The sequence below is a fragment of the Streptomyces sp. G45 genome, from assembly GCF_049542095.1.
Classification (GTDB): domain Bacteria; phylum Actinomycetota; class Actinomycetes; order Streptomycetales; family Streptomycetaceae; genus Streptomyces.
On sequence record NZ_JBMUZU010000001.1, the window covers coordinates 6,987,509 to 7,007,638 of the forward strand.

Here is a 20,130-nt window from a genome sequence, read left to right on the forward strand (position 1 = left end):
GAGCGCGGCATCGGGCACTCTTGAAGGGTCCGGGTTCCTCGAACCGGAGAACCGGAGAAACCGCCCGGCGTTGTCAGTGGGTCGCCCTAGTCTGTGAACGACGGGGGCCCCGCCCCTGTCACTTCTCTCAAGAAAGGTGCGGACCGGCGTGGCCGACCGTCTCATCGTCCGTGGCGCGCGCGAGCACAATCTCAAGAACGTCTCGCTCGACCTCCCACGTGACTCCCTCATCGTCTTCACCGGTCTCTCCGGCTCCGGGAAGTCCTCGCTCGCCTTCGACACGATCTTCGCCGAGGGCCAGCGCCGATACGTCGAATCGCTCTCGTCGTACGCCCGCCAGTTCCTCGGCCAGATGGACAAGCCGGACGTCGACTTCATCGAGGGCCTTTCGCCCGCGGTCTCCATCGACCAGAAGTCGACCTCGCGCAACCCGCGCTCCACGGTCGGCACCATCACCGAGGTCTACGACTACCTGCGCCTGCTGTTCGCCCGCATCGGCAAGCCGCACTGCCCCGAGTGCGGCCGCCCGATCACGCGCCAGTCGCCGCAGGCCATCGTCGACAAGGTCCTGGAGCTCCCCGAGGGCAGCCGCTTCCAGGTCCTGTCGCCGCTGGTGCGCGAGCGCAAGGGCGAGTTCGTCGACCTCTTCGCCGACCTCCAGACCAAGGGGTACAGCCGCGCCCGGGTCGACGGCCAGACGGTCCAGCTCTCCGACCCGCCCAAGCTGAAGAAGCAGGAGAAGCACACCATCGAGGTGGTCGTCGACCGCCTCACCGTCAAGGACAGCGCCAAGCGCCGCCTCACCGACTCCGTGGAGACCGCCCTCGGTCTCTCCGGAGGCATGGTCGTGCTCGACTTCGTCGACCTCCCCGAGGGCGACCCCGAGCGCGAGCGGATGTACTCGGAGCACCTCTACTGCCCGTACGACGACCTCTCCTTCGAAGAGCTGGAGCCCCGCTCCTTCTCCTTCAACTCGCCCTTCGGCGCCTGCCCCGACTGCACCGGCATCGGCACGCGCATGGAGGTCGACCCCGAGCTGCTCGTCCCGGACGAGGACAAGTCCCTCGAAGAGGGCGCCATCCACCCCTGGTCGCACGGCCACACCAAGGACTACTTCGGCCGCCTCGTCGGCGCCCTGGCCGACGCCCTCGGCTTCTCCATGGACATGCCCTGGGCGGGCCTGCCCCAGCGCGCCAAGAAGGCCCTGCTGTACGGCCACAAGACCCAGATCGAGGTCCGCTACCGCAACAGGTACGGCCGCGAGCGGGTCTACACCACGGCCTTCGAAGGCGCCGTCCCCTTCGTCAAGCGCCGCCACAGCGAGGCCGAGAGCGACGCCAGCCGCGAGCGCTTCGAGGGGTACATGCGCGAGGTGCCCTGCCCCACCTGTGAGGGCACGCGCCTGAAGCCGATCGTCCTCGCCGTCACGGTCATGGGGAAGTCCATCGCCGAGGTCTCCGCGATGTCGATCAGCGACTGCGCGGACTTCCTCGCCGAGCTGAAGCTCACCGCCCGTGACAAGAAGATCGCCGAGCGCGTTCTGAAGGAGGTCAACGAGCGGCTGCGCTTCCTGGTCGACGTCGGCCTCGACTACCTCTCGCTGAACCGCGCCGCGGGCACCCTCTCCGGAGGCGAGGCCCAGCGCATCCGCCTGGCCACCCAGATCGGCTCCGGCCTGGTCGGCGTGCTCTACGTCCTGGACGAGCCCTCCATCGGCCTGCACCAGCGGGACAACCACCGCCTCATCGAGACCCTGGTCCGCCTCCGCGACATGGGCAACACGCTCATCGTCGTCGAGCACGACGAGGACACCATCAAGGTCGCCGACTGGGTCGTCGACATCGGCCCCGGCGCGGGCGAGCACGGCGGCAAGGTCGTGCACAGCGGCTCCCTCAAGGAACTGCTCGCCAACGACAAGTCCGTGACCGGGCAGTACCTGTCGGGCAAGAAGGCCATCCCCGTCCCCGACGTGCGCCGCCCCACCGACCCCACGCGCCAGCTCACGGTGCACGGCGCCCGTGAGAACAACCTGCGGGACATCGACGTCTCCTTCCCGCTCGGCGTCCTCACGGCCGTCACGGGCGTCTCCGGCTCCGGCAAGTCGACGCTGGTCAACGACATCCTGTACACCCACCTGGCCCGGGAGCTGAACGGCGCCCGGAACGTCCCCGGCCGCCACACCCGCGTCGACGGCGACGACCTCGTCGACAAGGTGGTGCACGTCGACCAGTCGCCCATCGGCCGCACCCCCCGGTCGAACCCGGCGACGTACACCGGAGTCTTCGACCACGTCCGCAAGCTGTTCGCCGAGACCACGGAGGCGAAGGTCCGGGGCTATCTGCCCGGCCGCTTCTCCTTCAACGTCAAGGGCGGCCGCTGCGAGAACTGCTCCGGCGACGGCACCATCAAGATCGAGATGAACTTCCTCCCGGATGTCTACGTCCCGTGCGAGGTGTGCCACGGAGCGCGCTACAACCGCGAGACGCTGGACGTCCACTACAAGGGCAAGTCCATCGCCGAGGTCCTCGACATGCCCATCGAGGAGGCGCTCGGCTTCTTCGAGGCCGTGCCCGCCATCGCCCGCCACCTGAAGACGCTCAACGACGTCGGCCTCGGCTACGTCCGCCTCGGCCAGTCCGCGCCCACCCTCTCCGGAGGCGAGGCCCAGCGCGTCAAGCTGGCGAGCGAACTCCAGAAGCGGTCCACGGGCCGCACGGTCTACGTCCTGGACGAGCCCACCACCGGCCTGCACTTCGAGGACATCAGCAAGCTGATCACGGTCCTGTCCGGCCTCGTCGACAAGGGCAACACGGTCATCGTCATCGAGCACAACCTCGACGTGATCAAGACCGCCGACTGGATCGTCGACATGGGCCCCGAGGGCGGCAGCGGCGGCGGCCTCGTCATCGCCGAGGGCACCCCCGAGCAGGTCGCCGGGGTCCCCGCCAGCCACACCGGCAAGTTCCTGCGGGACATCGTGGCAGCGGACCGCATCAGCGACGCCGGGGCGCCTCCGGCGCGGGGTACGAGGAAGCGGGCGGCCGCCAAGAAGTCCGTCGCCGCGGCCACGGCGACCGCCAAGAAGACGGTCACCAAGTCCGCGACGGCCAGGACCACGGCGACCCGGGCCACCGCGGCCACGAAGACGACCGCCAAGAAGGCCACCGCGGCCAAGAAGACGACGGTGACCAAGAAGGCGGCGGCCAAGAAGGCGACGCGGAGCCGCAAGGCCTGAGCGCCACGCTGACACCGCGGGCCCCACGGGCACGGGCGCCCGCGCGCGTCGCCCGTGGCTGGTCGCGCAGTTCCCCGCGCCCCTTCGGGGCGCACCCCGCCGGTCCGCTCTCAGCTCTCAGCGGGCGGACCGGCGGCGGCCCCCGGGGCTCGAACGGGCCCTCGAACCGACCCTTGCCCCGGGGCGGCCCGCGTGGTCGTCTTGCCCCCATGCCCGTACGCAGCGAGCGCCAAGGCCCCGTCACCACCGTCATCCTGTCCCGCCCCCAGGCGCGGAACGCCGTCGACGGGCCCACCGCCCGCGCGCTCGCCGACGCCTTCCGGGCCTTCGACGCCGACCCGGACGCATCCGTCGCCGTGCTCTGGGGCGAGGGCGGCACCTTCTGCGCGGGCGCCGACCTCAAGGCCATCGGCACACCGGACGGCAACGCGGTCCTGGACGTCAACGGCGAGAGCGGCGAGAGCGGCGAGCACGGAGAGAACGACGGGCCGATGGGGCCCACCCGGCTGCGCCTGGGCAAGCCCGTGATCGCCGCGATCTCCGGCCACGCCGTCGCGGGCGGCCTGGAGCTGGCGCTCTGGTGCGACCTGCGCGTCGCCGAGGAGGACGCCGTCCTCGGGGTGTTCTGCCGCCGCTGGGGCGTCCCGCTCATCGACGGCGGCACCGTGAGGCTGCCGCGCCTCATCGGTGAGGGACGCGCCATGGACCTCATCCTGACCGGCCGCCCCGTGGACGCCGCCGAGGCCCTCGGCATGGGCCTGGTCAACCGCGTCGTCCCGGCCGGGACGGCCCGCGAAGCCGCCGAAGGCCTGGCCGCCGAGATCGCCGCGTTCCCCCAGACCTGCCTGCGGCACGACCGGCTGTCCGCCCGCGCACAGCACGGCCTGCCCGAACAGGAAGCGCTGGCCGTCGAGTTGAGCCACGGACGGCAGGCGCTCGGCGAAGCGGCCGAAGGCGCCGCGCGGTTCGCCGCCGGAGCGGGACGGCACGGCGCCTTCGGCGACGGCTGAGTGAGCGGTACGCAGGCAGTCGGTGGCGGTGGCGGCGGTCGCCACGGGCGGCCGCTACGCCCCCTCCTGACCGCCGCCCGCCCCCGGCTCCTCGAACTGCATGTCCAGCTGGATCTTCACGGCCTCGCCCAGCAGCCCGGGCGCGAAGGTCAGCCCGAACTCACTGCGCTTGATCTCGCCCGTCGCCTCGAACCCGGCGTGCCGCGACTCCCCGAAGGCACCCACCCCGCCGAACTCCACCGCCAGCGACACCGGACGCCGCACATCGCCGATCGTCAGGTCCCCCTCCAGCGTCCAGTCCTCGCCCGAGCCCGTGATCCGCGTCGAGCGGAACACCATCGTCGGCCGCCGCTCCACGTCGAGGAGGTCGGAGGCGCGGACATGGGCGTCACGGTCCGGGTTGCCCGTGTCGATCGACGCGAGCGCGATGGTGGCGTTCACCGCGGACTCCGCCAGCGTCTCGCCCACCACCAGCTCCGCGTCGAACTCGGCGAACCGGCCACGCACCTTGGAGATGCCCAGGTGGCGAATGGTGAAGTTCACGGCCGAGTGCAGCGGATCGAGGGCCCACCGGCCCGGGGCCAGCGGCAGGTTGTCGGCGGTCGCGGTGCGGTCGGCGGTCGTCTCAGTGGTTTCGAAGCTCATGCCGACCACCCTGCGACGGCCGCGGGCGCGGAGGAAGGCCGGGCTGAGACTGGTAGTGACAGGGCCATGATCCGAGGCGGCGCGCCGGGCCGACCCCCTGATACGTTCGAACGGTGAGCGACAACGAGCTGGGCGCCTTCCTGCGGGAGCGCCGAGAGGCGGTCACCCCCGCGGAGGTGGGGCTGCCCACGGGACCGCGCCGCCGCACTCCCGGACTGCGCCGCTCCGAAGTCGCCACGCTCGCCGGGATCAGCGTCGAGTACCTGACCCGGCTCGAACAGGGCCGCGACCGCCACCCGTCGCCCCAGGTGCTCGGCGCCCTCGGGGACGCCCTGCGGATGAGCGTGGAGGAGCGGCTCCACCTGCGCCGCCTCGACAAGGCCAACTCCGGTGCCGAGGACCCGTGCTGCGCCGACGCCCCGCCGCCCGCGCGCACCGTGCGCCCCACCGTCCGGGAGCTCGTCGAGCGCCTGGAGCCCACCCCGGCGGTCCTGCTCAACCGGCTCAGCGACGTGCTCGCGTACACGACCGCGTACGAACGGATCGCGCGGCCGCTCGGCCTGCTGGACGGCGACCGGCCCAACGTCGTCCGCTTCGTCTTCACCGACGACCGCGCCCGCGACGCCTTCCCCGAGTGGGACCAGGTCGCCGACGACGAGGTCGCGCACCTGCGGACCGAGTCCCCGCTGATCGACGGGTACGTGCGGGGGTTCGTCGACGAGCTGACCGTGCTCGCCGGAGCGCCCTTCGCCGACCGCGCCACGGGCGCCCCGGCCGTGCCCCGGCGCAGCGGCGTCAAGCGCTTCACCCACCCTGAGGTCGGCGCCCTGAACCTGGCGTACGAGACGCTGGCGCTGCCCGACATCGACGGCCAGCGCCTGCTCGTCCATCTGCCCGCCGACGAGGCCACGGCCGCCGCCCTCGACCGGCTCAACGGCCGCCAGCCGGGCGGCCTGCGCGCGGTCGGCGGCTGACGAGCCCGCCGGACGCGGTCTACGCCCCGGCCAACTCCTCCGCGTACGGAGGCTCCGCGCCCGCGCGGGAGCACGTGACGGCCGCCGCGCGCGCCGCGAAGCGCAGGACGTCCGCCCACGCGTCACCGCCCAGCTCCGCCAGCGCGCCCGCCGACAGGGCGTCGCGCGCGGCCAGCCCGTGCAGGAGTGCCGCGTTGACCGTGTCACCCGCGCCGATGGTGTCCACGACGTCGACCGCGACGCCCGGCACGGCCACCTCGCCGCCGTCGCGCGTGAACACCGAAAGGCCCGCCGCGCCCCGCGTGACCACGACCGCGGTGGGCCCCGAGGCCAGCCACTCCTTGGGCGTGCCGCCCAGCCAGCGCGCGTCGTCCTCCGACAGCTTCAGCAGCGACACCGAGGGCAGCCAGCTCGCGAACCGGGCCCGGTAGGCGTCCGCGTCGGCGATCAGACCCGCGCGGACGTTGGGGTCCAGCGCGGTGAAGACCCCGCGCGCCGCCGCCCGCCGCAGCAGCTCCTCGTACGCGCTCGCGCCCGGTTCCAGGACCAGCGAGCACGTCCCGAAGGACAGCGCCCGCGCCCCCTCCGGCAGGCGCGCGGGGGCGCTGAAGAGCCGGTCGGCCGTGCCCTCGACGTAGAAGGAGTAGCCCGCGGAGCCGTCCGGGCCGACCGACGCCACAGCGAGCGTCGTCGGCTCCTCGCCGCGCTGTACGGACGACACGTCGACGCCCGCCGCCCGCAGCCGCGCGAGCAGGGCCTCACCGAAGGCGTCGCGCGAGATCCGGGAGCAGAACGCGGCGGGGGAGCCGAGACGGCCGAGTGCCACCGCCGTGTTGAACGGCCCGCCGCCGAGCCGGGGCGCGAGCGTCGGCAGCGCCGCGCCGCCCTCACCGCCCTGCGGTACGAGGTCGATCAGGGCCTCTCCTGCGACGACGATCACTGACGGTTCCCTTCCGGTCGTCCGGCCCGGGCCGCGGCCCCCTGGCCGGGGCCCCGGCGCCCGCTTCCGCCCAGGCTAGGGCGTGTACCAGGGGCCGGGGCGGGGCGGGCGCCACTCGGGCACCGGCACGCCCCACTCGGGCACGCCCCGCCCGCGCGAGCGACGACGCGCCCCGGCCGCACCGGTGCCCAGCGCGGCCGGAACGATCCGCACCGGTAGGGTCTGATCCGTCACCGAACGCCGCTGACCTGTGGAGACTTCATGCCCGGCACGCCCCACGCCCGCCGTACCGTGCTGCGCGCGGCCGCACTCGCCCCGGCCGCCGGGCTCGGGCTCACCGCCTGCTCCACCGACGCGAAGAACGGCGACCGCTCGGCGCCCACGAAGCCGGTGGACCTGGGACCCGCCGACGAGGTGAAGGTCGGTGAGTCCAAGCTGTACACCGACCACGACGTGGTGGTCAGCCGCATCACCGACGACCAGTACGCCGCGTACAGCACGATCTGCACGCACGCCCGGTGCCCCATCAACAGGCTTGAGGGCAGCAAGCTGACCTGCCCCTGCCACGGCAGCCAGTTCGACGCGACGAACGGCAAGGTGCTGCACGAGCCCGCGGTGGCGCCGCTGAAGAAGCTGCGGGTGAAGGTGGAGAACGGCACGATCGTGGCGGGGCCCGAGGCGTAACCCGGCGCGCCGGGCCGCGCCCGCGCGTCTTCCAGCGCCCGCACGTCTTCCAGCGCCCCCGCGCCAGGGGCCCGCCCCGCGCCGGGGGCCCGCTCTCGCGCCGGTCCGCACCCCGCGCTGTGCGGCGCCCCGTGCCGCCCCGCGCCCCTCACTCCCAGTCCCACTCCACGCCCACGATCCCGGCCCGCACCTGCGGCTCCACCAGGTGGACGAAGCGGTGGCAGCCGTTCAGGGTCATCTCCCTGCGCCCCGTGCGCGGGGCCGCGGCGGAGTGCTGGGTGAAGCGGTGGCAGCGCACCGGCAGGGTGCCGTCCGTGAAGCGCACCTGGAGGGCGTACTGGCCGCCCGCGAAGCTGAAGCAGCGGAAGTACTCGCTCGACGCCCCGGCGGTGCCGTCCACGAAGCCGTAGCGGAACATATGGGTGTCGCCCGCGCGCAGCTTCGCGTCGAAGAGCAGCTCGGCGACCAGCACACCGGTGTCGTGGTGCCAGCGCACACGTCCGGTGCGGCAGTTCTCCAGGGCGAGCACCGCCGTGCGCTCCGGAGCGCAGCCCGGGTCTCCGTGGTGGATGGCGATATAGCGGTCCACGCCGTCGCGGTGGGCGCGCACGATGTGCTCGGAGTCGCGGCCGAGGAGTTCGCGGCGGGCGCCGATGCGGACGCGCTCGTGGTGGCCGATGGTGTGCAGGCCGCCGTCGAGCGGCGACTCCAGCTCGACGAGCAGGGACTGGAGGATGTCGGACGCCTCCACCAGGGAGCGGTACGAGCGGGCGGCGGGACGCTCGCCCTCCAGGGGCCCGTCGGCCTGAGCGAGCAGCCGGATCAACGACTCCTCGGGGAGTTCGAGGATCTCCTCCAGGGCGCGTACGGCACGCAGGGACTCGGCGCGCTGGGGACGGCGCGCGCCCTGCTGCCAGTAGCTCAGGCTGGTCACGCCGACGCTGACGCCGTGCCGGGCGAGGTGGTGGCGCACGCGCTGGAGGGGCAGCCGCCGCGCGGCGATCGCCGCGCGCAGGGCGACGTGGAAGGGGCCCGCGCGCAGGGCGGCGGCGAGGTCCGCCGGTATGTCCTTCGCGGGGGACGACGCGACGGCCGTGGCGTGGGGAGCGAGGGGAGGGGCGTGCCGCACCGCTGGTCCTTTCTGTGAACGTTCACACCGACCGTGGGCGCGTACGCCCCGGTCAGAGCGGGCGACCAGGTGAGCGCGGGGGCGGTGTTCACAGGGGTGGGCTGTTGTTCACGGTTCAATCCCCTCCGCATTGAAGCGTGTTGACCTGCTCCCGACAACACTTGATGCTCAATCGCAGCGTCCGGACGCGCTCCTCCACATCACACCCCCCACCTATCGCCCCCACCTTTGCTCGGGAGGACCGCGATGCACCCCACCAGCAGGCTCAGCCGCCGCAGACGGCTGTCCGCGCTCGCCGTCGCCGCGACGGCCCTGTTCGCGCTGCCGACGGCCACGGCCGCGGCGGCCCCGCACGACAGCCCGCCCTCCGCGTCGGCCGCCCCGGCGCCCGCCGCCGCCCCGGCCCCCGGGGCCGCCGACCCCTCCGCCCGCTCCGCCCTCGCCGCCAAGCGCCTGAACATCACGATGCAGGCGCAGCAGAAGTCCAACTGGTGCTGGGCCGCCGCGGGCAACACCATCGCCACGTACCTGGGCAAGAACTACAGCCAGAACCAGTTCTGCAACGCCGCCTTCCGGCGCAGCCAGAACACCGAGTGCCCCAACAACCAGGCCACCCTCGGGAACGTGCAGACGGCCCTGAACTGGATGGGCGTCAACTCCGGCTCGTACGTCACCGGCTGGCTGCGCTACCCGACCGTGCAGAGCGAGATCGACGCCAACCGGCCCGTCGAGACCCGTATCCAGTGGTCCAACGGCGGCGGCCACATGCACGTCATCTACGGGTACGACACCGCCAACAGCTGGGTCTACTGGGGCGACCCCTGGCCGTCCAGCGACCGCTACAACTGGGCGTCGCACTCCTGGTACGTCAACAACGGCACCTTCTCCTGGACCCACTCGCTCTACCGGATCGGGGCGTGAGAGCGATGACACGTCGAGTTCCCCGCACCCTCCTGAAGGCCACGCTCACGGGCTCGGCCGCCGCCCTGCTGCTCGGCCTCGGAGCACCCCTGGCGAGCGCCGGGACCGGGCCCGCCGCGCCCCCCGCGCCCTCCCAGGCCACCCGGGACGCCGCACACGACGCGGCCGCCTCTCCGAAGACGCTGGACACCCTCTCCCGCTTCTTCGCCCGGGACGGCAAGATCGCGAAGAAGGCCGCGGAGCCGCGCGTCACCGGCGCGGCGGTGCCGGTGTACTACCTGTCGCCGGACTTCGTCGCGGGTACGAAGGGCGCTCCGGTCGCCCGCCTGGAGTTCCTCGCCAGCGGGGCGGTCTCCGCCGACGGCCAGAAGGCCTCCCTGTGGACCGCCAAGCAGTCCGGCTCCTGGCAGGTCGTGAACATCGCCACCGGCGACGACGAGACCCGCTACGCCCGCGCGGGCGCCGCAAAGCTCCCCGGAGGCACCGTCTTCCACGAGCCGCAGATCAACGCCTGGTACGTGCAGAAGGGCGAGCGGGTGCTGCCGCTCGACCAGGACGCGGTACGGGCCGTCGGCGCCGACGGCACCACGGTCGCCGCCTACCAGAAGCGGGTCCACGCGGCGTACGGGGACAAGCTGCCGGGGTCGGCCTACGCCAAGTCCGGCAAGGCGGGCGGCTACGGCACCGAGGCCGCCCCCGAGCCGGAGGCGTCGTCCACCGACGGGGCTGTGACCGTCGTCTCCTCCGTGGCCGGAGCGGGGGCCGCCGTCGCGCTCGGCCTGTCCGGGGTGGCGCTGGTCAAGCGGCGCTCCCGCCGCCTCGGCTGAGGCGGTCCGGCCTCCGGCCGGGGCGTCTCCCACCCGTCCCACCCGCCCCACCCGCCCGCCCCGCGAGGGGCGGGCGGGTCCGCGACGCCCCCGCCAGGAACCGTCCGGGCCCCGGCCTGTCACACCCCGCCAGTAGGCTGTCCGACATGGCCGACCCTTCCAGCTACCGCCCCAAGCCGGGACAGATCCCCGACTCGCCGGGGGTCTACAGGTTCCGTGACGAGCACCGCCGTGTGATCTACGTCGGGAAGGCCAAGAGCCTGCGCCAGCGCCTGTCGAGCTACTTCCAGGACCTGGCCAACCTGCACCCGCGCACGGCCACGATGGTCACCACGGCCGCGTCCGTGGAGTGGACGGTCGTCGCCACGGAGACGGCCGCGCTCCAGCTGGAGTACACCTGGATCAAGGAGTACGACCCCCGCTTCAACGTCAAGTACCGCGACGACAAGAGCTACCCCTACCTCGCGGTGACGATGAACGAGGAGTTCCCCCGCGTGCAGGTGATGCGCGGTCAGAAGAAGAAGGGCGTGCGCTACTTCGGCCCGTACGGCCACGCCTGGGCCATCCGCGACACGGTCGACCTGCTGCTGCGCGTCTTCCCCGTGCGCACGTGCTCGGCGGGCGTCTTCAAGAACGCCGCCCGCACCGGCCGCCCCTGCCTCCTCGGGTACATCGGCAAGTGCGCCGCCCCCTGCGTCGACCGGATCTCCCCCGAGGACCACCGGCAACTGGCCGAGGACTTCTGCGAGTTCATGACCGGCCGCACGGGGACGTACATCAGGCGCCTGGAGCGCCAGATGACGGACGCGGCCGAGGAGATGGAGTACGAGAAGGCGGCCCGCCTGCGCGACGACATAGACGCCCTCAGGAAGGCGATGGAGAAGAGCGCGGTCGTCCTCGCCGACGCCACCGACGCCGACCTGATCGCCCTCGCCGAGGACGAGCTGGAGGCCGCCGTCCAGATCTTCCACGTCCGCGGCGGACGCGTGCGCGGCCAGCGCGGCTGGGTCACGGACAAGGTGGAGGCCGTCACCACCGGCGACCTCGTCGAGCACGCCCTCCAGCAGCTCTACGGGGAGGAGCGCGGCGACGCCGTCCCCAAGGAGGTGCTGGTCCCGGCGCTGCCCGACCCGGCGGGACCCGTCCAGGAGTGGCTGACCGAGCGCCGCGGGGCGAACGTGTCCCTGCGCATCCCGCAGCGCGGCGACAAGAAGGCCCTCATGGAGACCGTCGCGCGCAACGCCCAGCAGTCCCTCGCCCTGCACAAGACCAAGCGCGCCTCCGACCTCACCACCCGCTCGCGCGCCCTGGAGGAGATCGCCGCCGCCCTGGAGCTGGACAGCGCCCCCCTGCGCATCGAGTGCTACGACATCTCCCACCTCCAGGGGGACGACGTGGTCGCCTCCATGGTGGTCTTCGAGGACGGCCTCGCCCGCAAGAGCGAGTACCGCCGCTTCCAGATCAAGGGCTTCGCCGGGCAGGACGACGTCCGGTCCATGCACGAGGTGATCACGCGCCGCTTCAAGCGGTATCTCGCCGAGAAGGAGAGGACGGGGGAGTGGTCCCCGGAGGACACCGGGGACGCCGGGGACGCCGGGGGCTCCGAGGTGGCCGCCGGGGACGCCGGGGACGCCAGGGCGAGCCTCACCGAGGAGGACGGGCGCCCCAAGAAGTTCGCCTACCCGCCGCAGCTCGTCGTCGTGGACGGCGGCCAGCCGCAGGTCGCCGCCGCCCAGCGGGCCCTGGACGAGCTGGGCATCGACGACATCGCGGTCTGCGGCCTCGCCAAGCGCCTCGAAGAGGTCTGGGTGCCCGGCGAGGACGACCCGGTGGTCCTGCCGCGCACCAGCGAGGGCCTGTATCTGCTCCAGCGCGTCCGCGACGAGGCGCACCGCTTCGCGATCACCTACCAGCGCACCAAGCGGGCCAAGCGCTTCCGGGCGAGCCCCCTGGACGCCGTTCCGGGCCTGGGTGACGCGCGTAAACAGGCCCTGATCAAGTACTTCGGTTCGGTGAAGAAGCTCAGGGCCGCGACCATCGACGAGATCTGCGAGGTCCCGGGCTTCGGCCGCAAGACGGCGGAGGCGATCGCCGCCGCCTTCGCCCAGGCGGCCCCTGCGGCCCCCGCCGTGAACACGGCGACAGGAGAGATCATGGAGGACGAGGACCCCGCGGGGGCGGGAGACTCGATCCCCACCGGAGACCCCGCGACGGCGGGGCACCCGGAGAACGGCGAGGGGCCCGCACCGACCGCGGCCCCGAGCGACAGCACGGCGCCCACGCGCGTGGGCGCCGAAGAACCACGACGGGGGACGGAGACATGAGCGAGCACGACGAAGGCGGCACACAGGTGAGTACGGGCACCACCATCGAAGCAGGGGAGGCCGCCGAGGCGGCGATCCCCGAGCTGGTGATCATCTCCGGCATGTCAGGCGCCGGACGCTCCACGGCGGCCAAGTGCCTGGAGGACCTCGGCTGGTTCGTCGTGGACAACCTGCCGCCCGCCCTGATCCCCACCATGGTGGAGCTGGGCGCCCGCTCCCAGGGGAACGTGGCCCGCATCGCCGTCGTCGTCGACGTGCGCGGCCGCCGCTTCTTCGACAACCTCCGCGAGTCCCTCGCCGACCTGGAGGCCAAGCACGTCACCCGGCGCATCGTCTTCCTGGAGTCCTCCGACGACGCCCTGGTGCGCCGCTTCGAGTCGGTGCGCCGCCCGCACCCGCTCCAGGGCGACGGCCGCATCGTCGACGGCATCGCCGCCGAGCGCGAGCTGCTGCGCGAGCTGCGCGGCGACGCCGACCTGGTGATCGACACCTCCAGCCTGAACGTGCACGAGCTGCGCGCCAAGATGGACGCCCAGTTCGCGGGCGACGAGGAGCCCGAGCTGCGGGCCACCGTCATGTCCTTCGGCTTCAAGTACGGCCTGCCGGTCGACGCCGACCTCGTCGTCGACATGCGCTTCCTGCCCAACCCCCACTGGGTCCCCGAGCTGCGCCCGTACACCGGCCTGAACGAGGAGGTCTCGGCGTACGTCTTCAACCAGCCCGGCGCCAAGGAGTTCCTCGACCGCTACACCGAACTGCTCCAGCTGATCGCCGCGGGCTACCGCCGCGAGGGCAAGCGGTACGTGACCATCGCCGTCGGCTGCACGGGCGGCAAGCACCGCTCCGTGGCCACGTCCGAGAAGCTCGCCGCCCGGCTGTCCGCCGCCGGGGTGGAGACGGTCATCGTCCACCGGGACATGGGGCGCGAATGAAGCCCAACCGCCGGGTGCTCCGTCTGAACCGCCTGGGCCGCAAGCGGGGCGCCCAGCCCAAGGTCGTCGCCCTCGGCGGCGGCATGGGCCTGTCCGCCTCGCTCGCCGCCCTGCGCCGCATCACCGGAGACCTCACCGCCGTCGTCACCGTGGCCGACGACGGCGGCTCCAGCGGCCGCCTGCGCCAGGAGCTGGGCGTGCTCCCACCCGGCGACCTGCGCAAGGCCCTCGCCGCGCTGTGCGGCGACGACGACTGGGGCCAGACCTGGGCGCGCGTCATCCAGCACCGCTTCCAGTCCCGTGGCGACCTGCACGAGCACGCCGTGGGCAACGTCCTGATCGTGGCCCTGTGGGAGCAGCTCGGCGACCACGTCCAGGCCCTGGACCTGGTCGGCAAGCTGCTGGGCGCGCACGGGCGCGTGCTGCCCATGTCCGCGGTGCCCCTGGAGCTCCAGGCGCTGGTCAAGGGCCACGATCCCGAGCGCCCGGACGACGTGGACACCGTGCGCGGCCAGGCCACCGTCGCGCTCACCCCCGGCGAGGTGCAGTCCGTGCACCTGGTGCCGCAGGACCCGCCCGCCGTCCCGGAGGCCGTCGCCGCCGTCCTGGACGCCGACTGGGTGGTCCTCGGCCCCGGCTCCTGGTTCTCCTCGGTCATCCCGCACCTGCTCGTCCCCGAGCTGCTCGACGCGCTGACGGAGACCAAGGCCCGCCGGGTCCTGTCACTGAACCTCGCGCCGCAGCCCGGAGAAACCGAAGGCTTCTCCCCGCAGCGTCATTTGGAGGTTTTGGCCCGACACGCCCCTAAACTCGCCCTGGACGTGGTGCTGGCCGACGAGGCCGCCGTGCCCGATCGTGGATCCCTGACCGACGCCGCCAAGCGGTTCGGCGCCACGGTGGAGCTGGCTCCGGTGGCCCGCGAGGACGGCAGCCCCAAGCACGACCCGGAGCTGCTGGCCGCCGCGTACGACCGTATTTTTCGGATGCATGGAAGGATCGGCCCATGGCGATGACGGCAGCGGTGAAGGACGAGATCTCCCGGCTCCCCGTCACCCGGACCTGCTGCAGAAAGGCGGAGGTCTCGGCGATCCTGCGGTTCGCGGGCGGACTGCACCTGGTCAGCGGCCGCATCGTGATCGAGGCGGAGCTGGACACGGCGATGGCGGCCCGCCGCCTCAAGCGGGACATCCTGGAGATCTTCGGGCACGGCTCGGAGCTGATCGTGATGGCCCCGGGCGGCCTGCGCCGCGGCTCCCGGTACGTGGTGCGGGTCGTCGCGGGCGGCGATCAGCTGGCCCGCCAGACCGGTCTGGTCGACGGCCGCGGCCGCCCCATCCGGGGCCTGCCCCCGCAGGTGGTCTCGGGGGCCACCTGCGACGCGGAGGCCGCCTGGCGCGGTGCCTTCCTCGCGCACGGCTCGCTGACCGAGCCCGGCCGCTCCTCCTCCCTTGAGGTGACCTGCCCGGGCCCGGAGGCCGCGCTCGCCCTGGTCGGCGCGGCCCGGCGGCTCCAGATCGCCGCGAAGGCCCGCGAGGTGCGCGGCGTGGACCGCGTCGTCGTCCGTGACGGTGACGCGATCGGTGCCCTGCTGACGCGGCTCGGCGCCCACGAGTCGGTGCTCGCCTGGGAGGAGCGGCGGATGCGGCGCGAGGTGCGCGCCACCGCCAACCGCCTGGCCAACTTCGACGACGCCAACCTGCGCCGCTCGGCCCGCGCCGCCGTCGCGGCGGGCGCCCGGGTGCAGCGCGCCCTGGAGATCCTGGGTGAGGAGGTGCCCGAGCACCTGGCGGCCGCCGGACGCCTGCGCATGGAGCACAAGCAGGCCTCCCTGGAGGAGCTGGGCGCGCTCGCCGACCCGCCGCTGACCAAGGACGCCGTCGCGGGCCGCATCCGCCGCCTGCTCGCCATGGCCGACAAGCGGGCCCAGGACCTGGGCATCCCCGGCACTGAGTCGAACCTCACAGAGGAGATGGCCGACAACCTCGCGGTCTGAGGCGGCCTGAGAAAGGGGCTCCCAGGGCCCCTCCCGCGCCGAAATCCCGGGGTTTCGCGCTCACTCGTGCGCGCTGTGAAACGAGTGAGCGCGGTGACGGGGGTGGCGATTATCACTACCGGACAGTATTGCCTCCGTGGGGCCACTCGATGTCACCCCGAGCCTTGTGGAGAGGTAGGGTCGGAAGCGGTCGGGGACATCCCAATACATCTCGCCGGCGTCTCAGACCGGCGTACCAACGAGGAGATCGGTTCGTGACGATCCGCGTAGGCATCAACGGCTTTGGTCGCATCGGGCGCAACTATTTCCGCGCTCTCCTTGAGCAGGGTGCGGACATCGAGATCGTGGCTGTCAACGACCTGGGTGACACCGCCACGACGGCTCACCTGCTCAAGTACGACACCATCCTGGGCCGCCTCAAGGCCGAGGTGTCGCACACCGAGGACACCATCACCGTCGACGGCCACACCATCAAGGTGCTGTCCGAGCGCAACCCCGCCGACATCCCGTGGGGCCAGCTGGGCGTCGACATCGTGATCGAGTCCACCGGCATCTTCACCAAGCGCGAGGACGCCGCCAAGCACCTCGCCGGTGGCGCCAAGAAGGTCCTCATCTCGGCCCCGGCCAAGGACGAGGACATCACCATCGTGATGGGCGTCAACCAGGACAAGTACGACGCGGCCAACCACCACGTCATCTCCAACGCCTCCTGCACCACCAACTGTGTGGCGCCGATGGCCAAGGTCCTCGACGAGAACTTCGGCATCGTCAAGGGCCTGATGACGACGGTCCACGCGTACACCAACGACCAGCGCATCCTGGACTTCCCGCACAAGGACCTGCGCCGCGCCCGCGCCGCCGCGGAGAACATCATCCCGACCACCACGGGCGCCGCCAAGGCCACCGCCCTGGTCCTGCCGCAGCTCAAGGGCAAGCTGGACGGCATCGCCATGCGCGTCCCGGTCCCCACCGGCTCCGCCACGGACCTGGTCGTCGAGCTCCAGCGCGAGGTCACCAAGGACGAGGTCAACGCCGCGTTCAAGAAGGCCGCCGACGGCGAGCTGAAGGGCATCCTGTACTACACGGAGGACCCGATCGTGTCCTCCGACATCGTCAGCGACCCGGCCTCCTGCACCTTCGACTCCTCCCTGACCATGGTCCAGGAGGGCAACTCGGTGAAGATCCTCGGCTGGTACGACAACGAGTGGGGCTACTCCAACCGCCTCGTCGACCTCACGGTCTTCGTCGGCGGCCAGCTCTGAGGCGCCCGGGCGCCTAGAGCAGGTACCCAGATGTGAGCAGCAGGGTCCGGACCGTTAACGTCCGGACCCTGTTGTACGTCTCGTACGCCACAGACCTCTGACCAGGAGCAGCCCCTCTATGAAGACGATCGACGAACTTCTCGCCAGCGGTGTCGCGGGCCAGCGGGTCTTCGTCCGCGCCGACCTGAACGTGCCGCTCGACGGCACCACCATCACCGACGACGGCCGCATCCGCGCCGTCGTGCCGACCGTCAAGGCCCTCGCCGACGCGGGCGCCCGCGTGGTCGTCGCCTCGCACCTGGGCCGCCCCAAGGGCGCCCCGGACCCCGCCTTCTCGCTCGCCCCCGCCGCCGCGCGCCTCGGGGAGCTCCTGGGCGCCGACGTCGCGTTCGCCACGGACACGGTCGGCGAGTCCGCCAAGGCCGTCGTCGCGGGCCTCGCCGACGGCCAGGTCGCCGTGGTGGAGAACCTGCGCTTCAACGCGGGCGAGACGGCCAAGGACGACGCCGAGCGCGGCGCCTTCGCCGACCAGCTGGCCGAACTCGCCGACGTCTACGTGGGCGACGGCTTCGGCGCCGTGCACCGCAAGCACGCCTCCGTGTTCGACCTGCCGGGCAAGCTGCCGCACTACGCGGGCTACCTGATCGCCACCGAGGTCGGCGTCCTGAAGAAGCTCACCGAGGACGTCAAGCGCCCCTACGCGGTCGTGCTCGGCGGCGCCAAGGTCTCCGACAAGCTCGGCGTCATCGACCACCTCCTGGAGAAGGCCGACCGCATCCTCATCGGCGGCGGCATGGCCTACACCTTCCTCAAGGCCCAGGGGCACGAGGTCGGCATCTCGCTGCTCCAGGAGGACCAGATCCCGGCCGTGCAGGGCTATCTGAAGCGCGCCGAGGAGCGGGGCGTGGAGTTCGTCCTCCCCGTCGACGTGCTGGTCTCCGCGGAGTTCCCGGACCTGAAGACCAAGGCCCCGGCCAACCCCACCACGGTCGCCGCGACCGCCATCCCGGCCGACCAGGAGGGCCTGGACATCGGCCCCGAGACCCGCAAGCTGTACGCTTCGAAGCTCGCCGACGCGGCCACCGTCTTCTGGAACGGTCCGATGGGTGTCTTCGAGCACCCCGACTACGCCGAGGGCACCAAGGCGGTCGCGCAGGCGCTCATCGACTCCCCGGCCTTCACGGTCGTCGGCGGCGGCGACTCCGCCGCCGCGGTCCGGATCCTGGGCTTCGACGAGACCGCATTCGGCCACATCTCGACCGGCGGCGGCGCCTCCCTCGAATACCTCGAGGGCAAGACGCTCCCCGGCCTCGCCGCACTGGAGAACTGACCCCCTCATGACGAATCAGAACACCCGCACGCCGCTGATGGCGGGCAACTGGAAGATGAACCTCAACCACCTCGAGGCCATCGCGCACGTCCAGAAGCTCGCCTTCGCGCTGGCCGACAAGGACTACGAGGCCGTCGAGGTCGCCGTCCTGCCGCCGTTCACCGACCTGCGCTCCGTGCAGACCCTGGTCGACGGCGACAAGCTCAAGATCAAGTACGGTTCCCAGGACATCTCCGCGCACGACTCCGGCGCGTACACCGGCGAGATCTCCGGCCCGATGCTCGCCAAGCTGAAGTGCTCGTACGTGGCCGTCGGCCACTCCGAGCGCCGCCAGTACCACGGCGAGAGCGACGAGCTGTGCAACGCCAAGGTCAAGGCGGCCTTCAAGCACGGCATCACGCCGATCCTCTGCGTCGGCGAGGAGCTGGAGGTCCGCGAGGCGGGCAACGCCGTCGCGCACACCCTCGCCCAGGTCGAGGGCGGCCTCAAGGACGTCCCGGCCGAGCAGGCCGAGCAGATCGTGATCGCGTACGAGCCCGTCTGGGCCATCGGCACCGGCAAGGTGTGCGGCGCCGACGACGCGCAGGAGGTCTGCGCCGCCATCCGCGCCAAGCTCGCCGAGCTGTACACGCAGGACGTGGCCGACCAGGTCCGCATCCAGTACGGCGGCTCCGTGAAGTCCGGCAATGTCGCCGAGATCATGGAGAAGCCCGACATCGACGGCGCCCTCGTGGGCGGCGCGTCCCTGGACGCCGACGAATTCGTCAAGATCGTGCGCTTCGCCGAGCAGTGACCGTGCCTCCGCGAGCAGTGAGTATGCGGTAGCGGAGATACGTCGTACCCTTGCGGGGGCCGGGTGGCCTGACACCGGGCCCCCGTCGTCGATTCAGATCCGAGGAAGTTGGTCCAGCCGTGGTTATGGGGTTCTCGATCGCCCTGATCGTCTTCAGCCTGCTGCTGATGCTGCTGGTGCTGATGCACAAGGGCAAGGGCGGCGGCCTTTCCGACATGTTCGGTGGCGGAATGCAGTCGTCTGTCGGTGGTTCCTCGGTGGCCGAGCGCAACCTCGACCGCATCACCGTCGTGGTCGGTCTGCTCTGGTTCGCCTGCATTGTCGTGCTCGGCATCCTCATGAAGGTGAACAACTGAGACAACGGGCGGCAGCCGCGGGCCGCTTGCCCCGCGACGGCCGCCCCGCCCCGAAGTCCCACTCATGGCCCCATGTTCCGTACGCGCCCGCGCGCGCGGCTTATCATGGGGCTTGCGTGTCGGGGTGGGGTGTAACTCCCAACACTGGACGCGCGTTGGGCCTTACGTAGACTGAGGCGCCCTCAGCGGAGCCGACAGTCGACCCCGCGGCGCAGCCGCCGTTCGACACAGGCAGCACCATCACGCAGGGAGTTACGACCGTGGCAAGTGGCAACGCGATCCGTGGCAGCCGGGTCGGGGCGGGGCCGATGGGCGAGGCCGAGCGCGGCGAGTCCGCGCCGCGACTGCGCATCTCCTTCTGGTGCTCGAACGGGCACGAGACGCAGCCCAGCTTCGCCAGCGACGCGCAGGTTCCCGACACCTGGGACTGCCCGCGCTGCGGCTTCCCGGCCGGACAGGACCGGGACAACCCGCCGGACCCGCCGCGCACCGAGCCGTACAAGACGCACCTGGCGTACGTACGGGAGCGGCGCAGCGACGCGGACGGCGAGGCCATCCTCGCCGAGGCGCTGGCCAAACTGCGGGGCGAGATCTAGGAGTTGAGGACCGGCCGGGTACCGACAGGTGCCCGGCCGGACCCGTACGCCCCCCGTGACGCCCCCGTGGCGCGCCCCCCGAAGAGCAGCCAGGTCGAGGCCGGTCTCCGGGCGATTGTCAGTGGTGCCGTCTACGGTTCTCCCAGAGGACGTGGAAGATCGTGAACGGCGCGGCTGGC

18 protein-coding genes are annotated in these 20,130 nt (G+C 72.1%); 15 read left to right on the forward strand and 3 right to left on the reverse strand.

The genetic code is table 11. The annotated features are described in order from the left end of the window. The first annotated feature begins 148 nt into the window (after positions 1–148). Entirely contained in the window at positions 149–3,235 is a 3,087-nt protein-coding gene (gene uvrA / locus ACOBQU_RS29560) for an excinuclease ABC subunit UvrA (protein WP_423631168.1), read from the forward strand. Between the two features lie 209 nt (positions 3,236–3,444). Continuing rightward, positions 3,445–4,245: a crotonase/enoyl-CoA hydratase family protein gene (locus ACOBQU_RS29565; protein ID WP_423631170.1), complete on the forward strand. Its 801-nt coding sequence runs from the start codon at positions 3,445–3,447 to the stop codon at positions 4,243–4,245. A 54-nt stretch (positions 4,246–4,299) separates the two neighbouring features. On the opposite strand, the gene ACOBQU_RS29570 is transcribed toward ACOBQU_RS29565, so the two are convergent. After that, on the reverse strand, positions 4,300–4,890 hold the full coding sequence (locus tag ACOBQU_RS29570; RefSeq protein ID WP_423631172.1) for a YceI family protein: 591 nt from the start codon (positions 4,888–4,890) through the stop codon (positions 4,300–4,302). A gap of 113 nt (positions 4,891–5,003) precedes the next feature. Between ACOBQU_RS29570 and ACOBQU_RS29575 the strand changes: the two genes are divergently transcribed. Beyond that, the gene (locus tag ACOBQU_RS29575) at positions 5,004–5,864 is read left to right on the forward strand and encodes a helix-turn-helix transcriptional regulator (protein ID WP_423631174.1); all 861 of its coding nucleotides are present in this window, start codon (positions 5,004–5,006) and stop codon (positions 5,862–5,864) included. Positions 5,865–5,883: 19 nt separating this feature from the next. Here the strand turns inward: ACOBQU_RS29575 and ACOBQU_RS29580 are convergent, their stop codons facing one another. After that, positions 5,884–6,804 carry a carbohydrate kinase family protein gene (locus tag ACOBQU_RS29580; protein WP_423631175.1) on the reverse strand — a complete coding sequence of 307 codons (921 nt, stop codon included), beginning with the start codon at positions 6,802–6,804 and terminating at the stop codon, positions 5,884–5,886. 261 nt (positions 6,805–7,065) lie between these two features. Between ACOBQU_RS29580 and ACOBQU_RS29585 the strand changes: the two genes are divergently transcribed. Next, a complete protein-coding gene (locus ACOBQU_RS29585) occupies positions 7,066–7,488 on the forward strand; it encodes a Rieske (2Fe-2S) protein (protein ID WP_423631177.1) in 423 nt (140 codons plus the stop codon). A gap of 148 nt (positions 7,489–7,636) precedes the next feature. Here the strand turns inward: ACOBQU_RS29585 and ACOBQU_RS29590 are convergent, their stop codons facing one another. Continuing rightward, positions 7,637–8,617 (reverse strand): hypothetical protein, encoded by a 981-nt coding sequence (locus tag ACOBQU_RS29590; protein ID WP_423631179.1) that lies wholly within the window; start codon positions 8,615–8,617, stop codon positions 7,637–7,639. Between the two features lie 246 nt (positions 8,618–8,863). Here ACOBQU_RS29590 and ACOBQU_RS29595 point away from each other — a divergent pair, with 246 nt between their 5' ends. The 11 genes from ACOBQU_RS29595 (at position 8,864) to ACOBQU_RS29645 (ending at position 19,951) form a co-directional block, all read left to right on the forward strand. Beyond that, complete coding sequence (locus ACOBQU_RS29595; RefSeq protein WP_423631180.1) at positions 8,864–9,538, forward strand: papain-like cysteine protease family protein; 675 nt, start codon at positions 8,864–8,866, stop codon at positions 9,536–9,538. A 5-nt stretch (positions 9,539–9,543) separates the two neighbouring features. Continuing rightward, entirely contained in the window at positions 9,544–10,365 is an 822-nt protein-coding gene (locus ACOBQU_RS29600) for a hypothetical protein (RefSeq protein ID WP_423631181.1), read from the forward strand. Between the two features lie 146 nt (positions 10,366–10,511). Beyond that, a complete protein-coding gene (gene uvrC / locus ACOBQU_RS29605) occupies positions 10,512–12,689 on the forward strand; it encodes an excinuclease ABC subunit UvrC (protein ID WP_423631183.1) in 2,178 nt (725 codons plus the stop codon). After that, positions 12,686–13,621, forward strand: coding sequence for an RNase adapter RapZ (gene rapZ, locus ACOBQU_RS29610; RefSeq protein WP_423631185.1), 936 nt, complete (start codon positions 12,686–12,688; stop codon positions 13,619–13,621). Before uvrC ends, rapZ begins: the two co-directional genes overlap by 4 nt. Then, positions 13,618–14,634 (forward strand): gluconeogenesis factor YvcK family protein, encoded by a 1,017-nt coding sequence (locus tag ACOBQU_RS29615; protein WP_423631187.1) that lies wholly within the window; start codon positions 13,618–13,620, stop codon positions 14,632–14,634. The genes rapZ and ACOBQU_RS29615 overlap by 4 nt, the downstream gene beginning before the upstream one ends. Continuing rightward, positions 14,625–15,614: a DNA-binding protein WhiA gene (gene whiA, locus ACOBQU_RS29620; protein WP_282796983.1), complete on the forward strand. Its 990-nt coding sequence runs from the start codon at positions 14,625–14,627 to the stop codon at positions 15,612–15,614. Before ACOBQU_RS29615 ends, whiA begins: the two co-directional genes overlap by 10 nt. Positions 15,615–15,868: 254 nt before the next feature. Further along, complete coding sequence (gene gap / locus ACOBQU_RS29625; protein WP_423631189.1) at positions 15,869–16,876, forward strand: type I glyceraldehyde-3-phosphate dehydrogenase; 1,008 nt, start codon at positions 15,869–15,871, stop codon at positions 16,874–16,876. Positions 16,877–16,994: 118 nt separating this feature from the next. Next, positions 16,995–18,206, forward strand: a complete 1,212-nt coding sequence (locus tag ACOBQU_RS29630; RefSeq protein WP_423631191.1) for a phosphoglycerate kinase — start codon at positions 16,995–16,997, stop codon at positions 18,204–18,206. Between the two features lie 7 nt (positions 18,207–18,213). After that, positions 18,214–18,999 carry a triose-phosphate isomerase gene (gene tpiA / locus ACOBQU_RS29635; protein WP_423631193.1) on the forward strand — a complete coding sequence of 262 codons (786 nt, stop codon included), beginning with the start codon at positions 18,214–18,216 and terminating at the stop codon, positions 18,997–18,999. A 125-nt stretch (positions 19,000–19,124) separates the two neighbouring features. Continuing rightward, complete coding sequence (secG, locus tag ACOBQU_RS29640) at positions 19,125–19,355, forward strand: preprotein translocase subunit SecG (RefSeq protein WP_009300451.1); 231 nt, start codon at positions 19,125–19,127, stop codon at positions 19,353–19,355. A gap of 260 nt (positions 19,356–19,615) precedes the next feature. Then, positions 19,616–19,951: an RNA polymerase-binding protein RbpA gene (locus ACOBQU_RS29645; RefSeq protein WP_003957010.1), complete on the forward strand. Its 336-nt coding sequence runs from the start codon at positions 19,616–19,618 to the stop codon at positions 19,949–19,951. Positions 19,952–20,130: the final 179 nt, after the last annotated feature.

Excerpts from the sequence above, each read along its gene's own strand:
- tpiA (WP_423631193.1), top strand. The coding sequence starts at position 18,214 with ATGACGAATCAGAACACCCGCACGCCGCTGATGGCGGGCAACTGGAAG.
- ACOBQU_RS29585 (WP_423631177.1), top strand. The coding sequence starts at position 7,066 with ATGCCCGGCACGCCCCACGCCCGCCGTACCGTGCTGCGCGCGGCCGCA.
- whiA (WP_282796983.1), top strand. The coding sequence starts at position 14,625 with ATGGCGATGACGGCAGCGGTGAAGGACGAGATCTCCCGGCTCCCCGTC.
- ACOBQU_RS29615 (WP_423631187.1), top strand. The coding sequence starts at position 13,618 with ATGAAGCCCAACCGCCGGGTGCTCCGTCTGAACCGCCTGGGCCGCAAG.
- rapZ (WP_423631185.1), top strand. The coding sequence starts at position 12,686 with ATGAGCGAGCACGACGAAGGCGGCACACAGGTGAGTACGGGCACCACC.
- ACOBQU_RS29565 (WP_423631170.1), top strand. The coding sequence starts at position 3,445 with ATGCCCGTACGCAGCGAGCGCCAAGGCCCCGTCACCACCGTCATCCTG.
- secG (WP_009300451.1), top strand. The coding sequence starts at position 19,125 with ATGGGGTTCTCGATCGCCCTGATCGTCTTCAGCCTGCTGCTGATGCTG.
- ACOBQU_RS29595 (WP_423631180.1), top strand. The coding sequence starts at position 8,864 with ATGCACCCCACCAGCAGGCTCAGCCGCCGCAGACGGCTGTCCGCGCTC.
- uvrC (WP_423631183.1), top strand. The coding sequence starts at position 10,512 with ATGGCCGACCCTTCCAGCTACCGCCCCAAGCCGGGACAGATCCCCGAC.
- ACOBQU_RS29600 (WP_423631181.1), top strand. The coding sequence starts at position 9,544 with ATGACACGTCGAGTTCCCCGCACCCTCCTGAAGGCCACGCTCACGGGC.
- ACOBQU_RS29630 (WP_423631191.1), top strand. The coding sequence starts at position 16,995 with ATGAAGACGATCGACGAACTTCTCGCCAGCGGTGTCGCGGGCCAGCGG.
- ACOBQU_RS29570 (WP_423631172.1), bottom strand. The coding sequence starts at position 4,890 with ATGAGCTTCGAAACCACTGAGACGACCGCCGACCGCACCGCGACCGCC.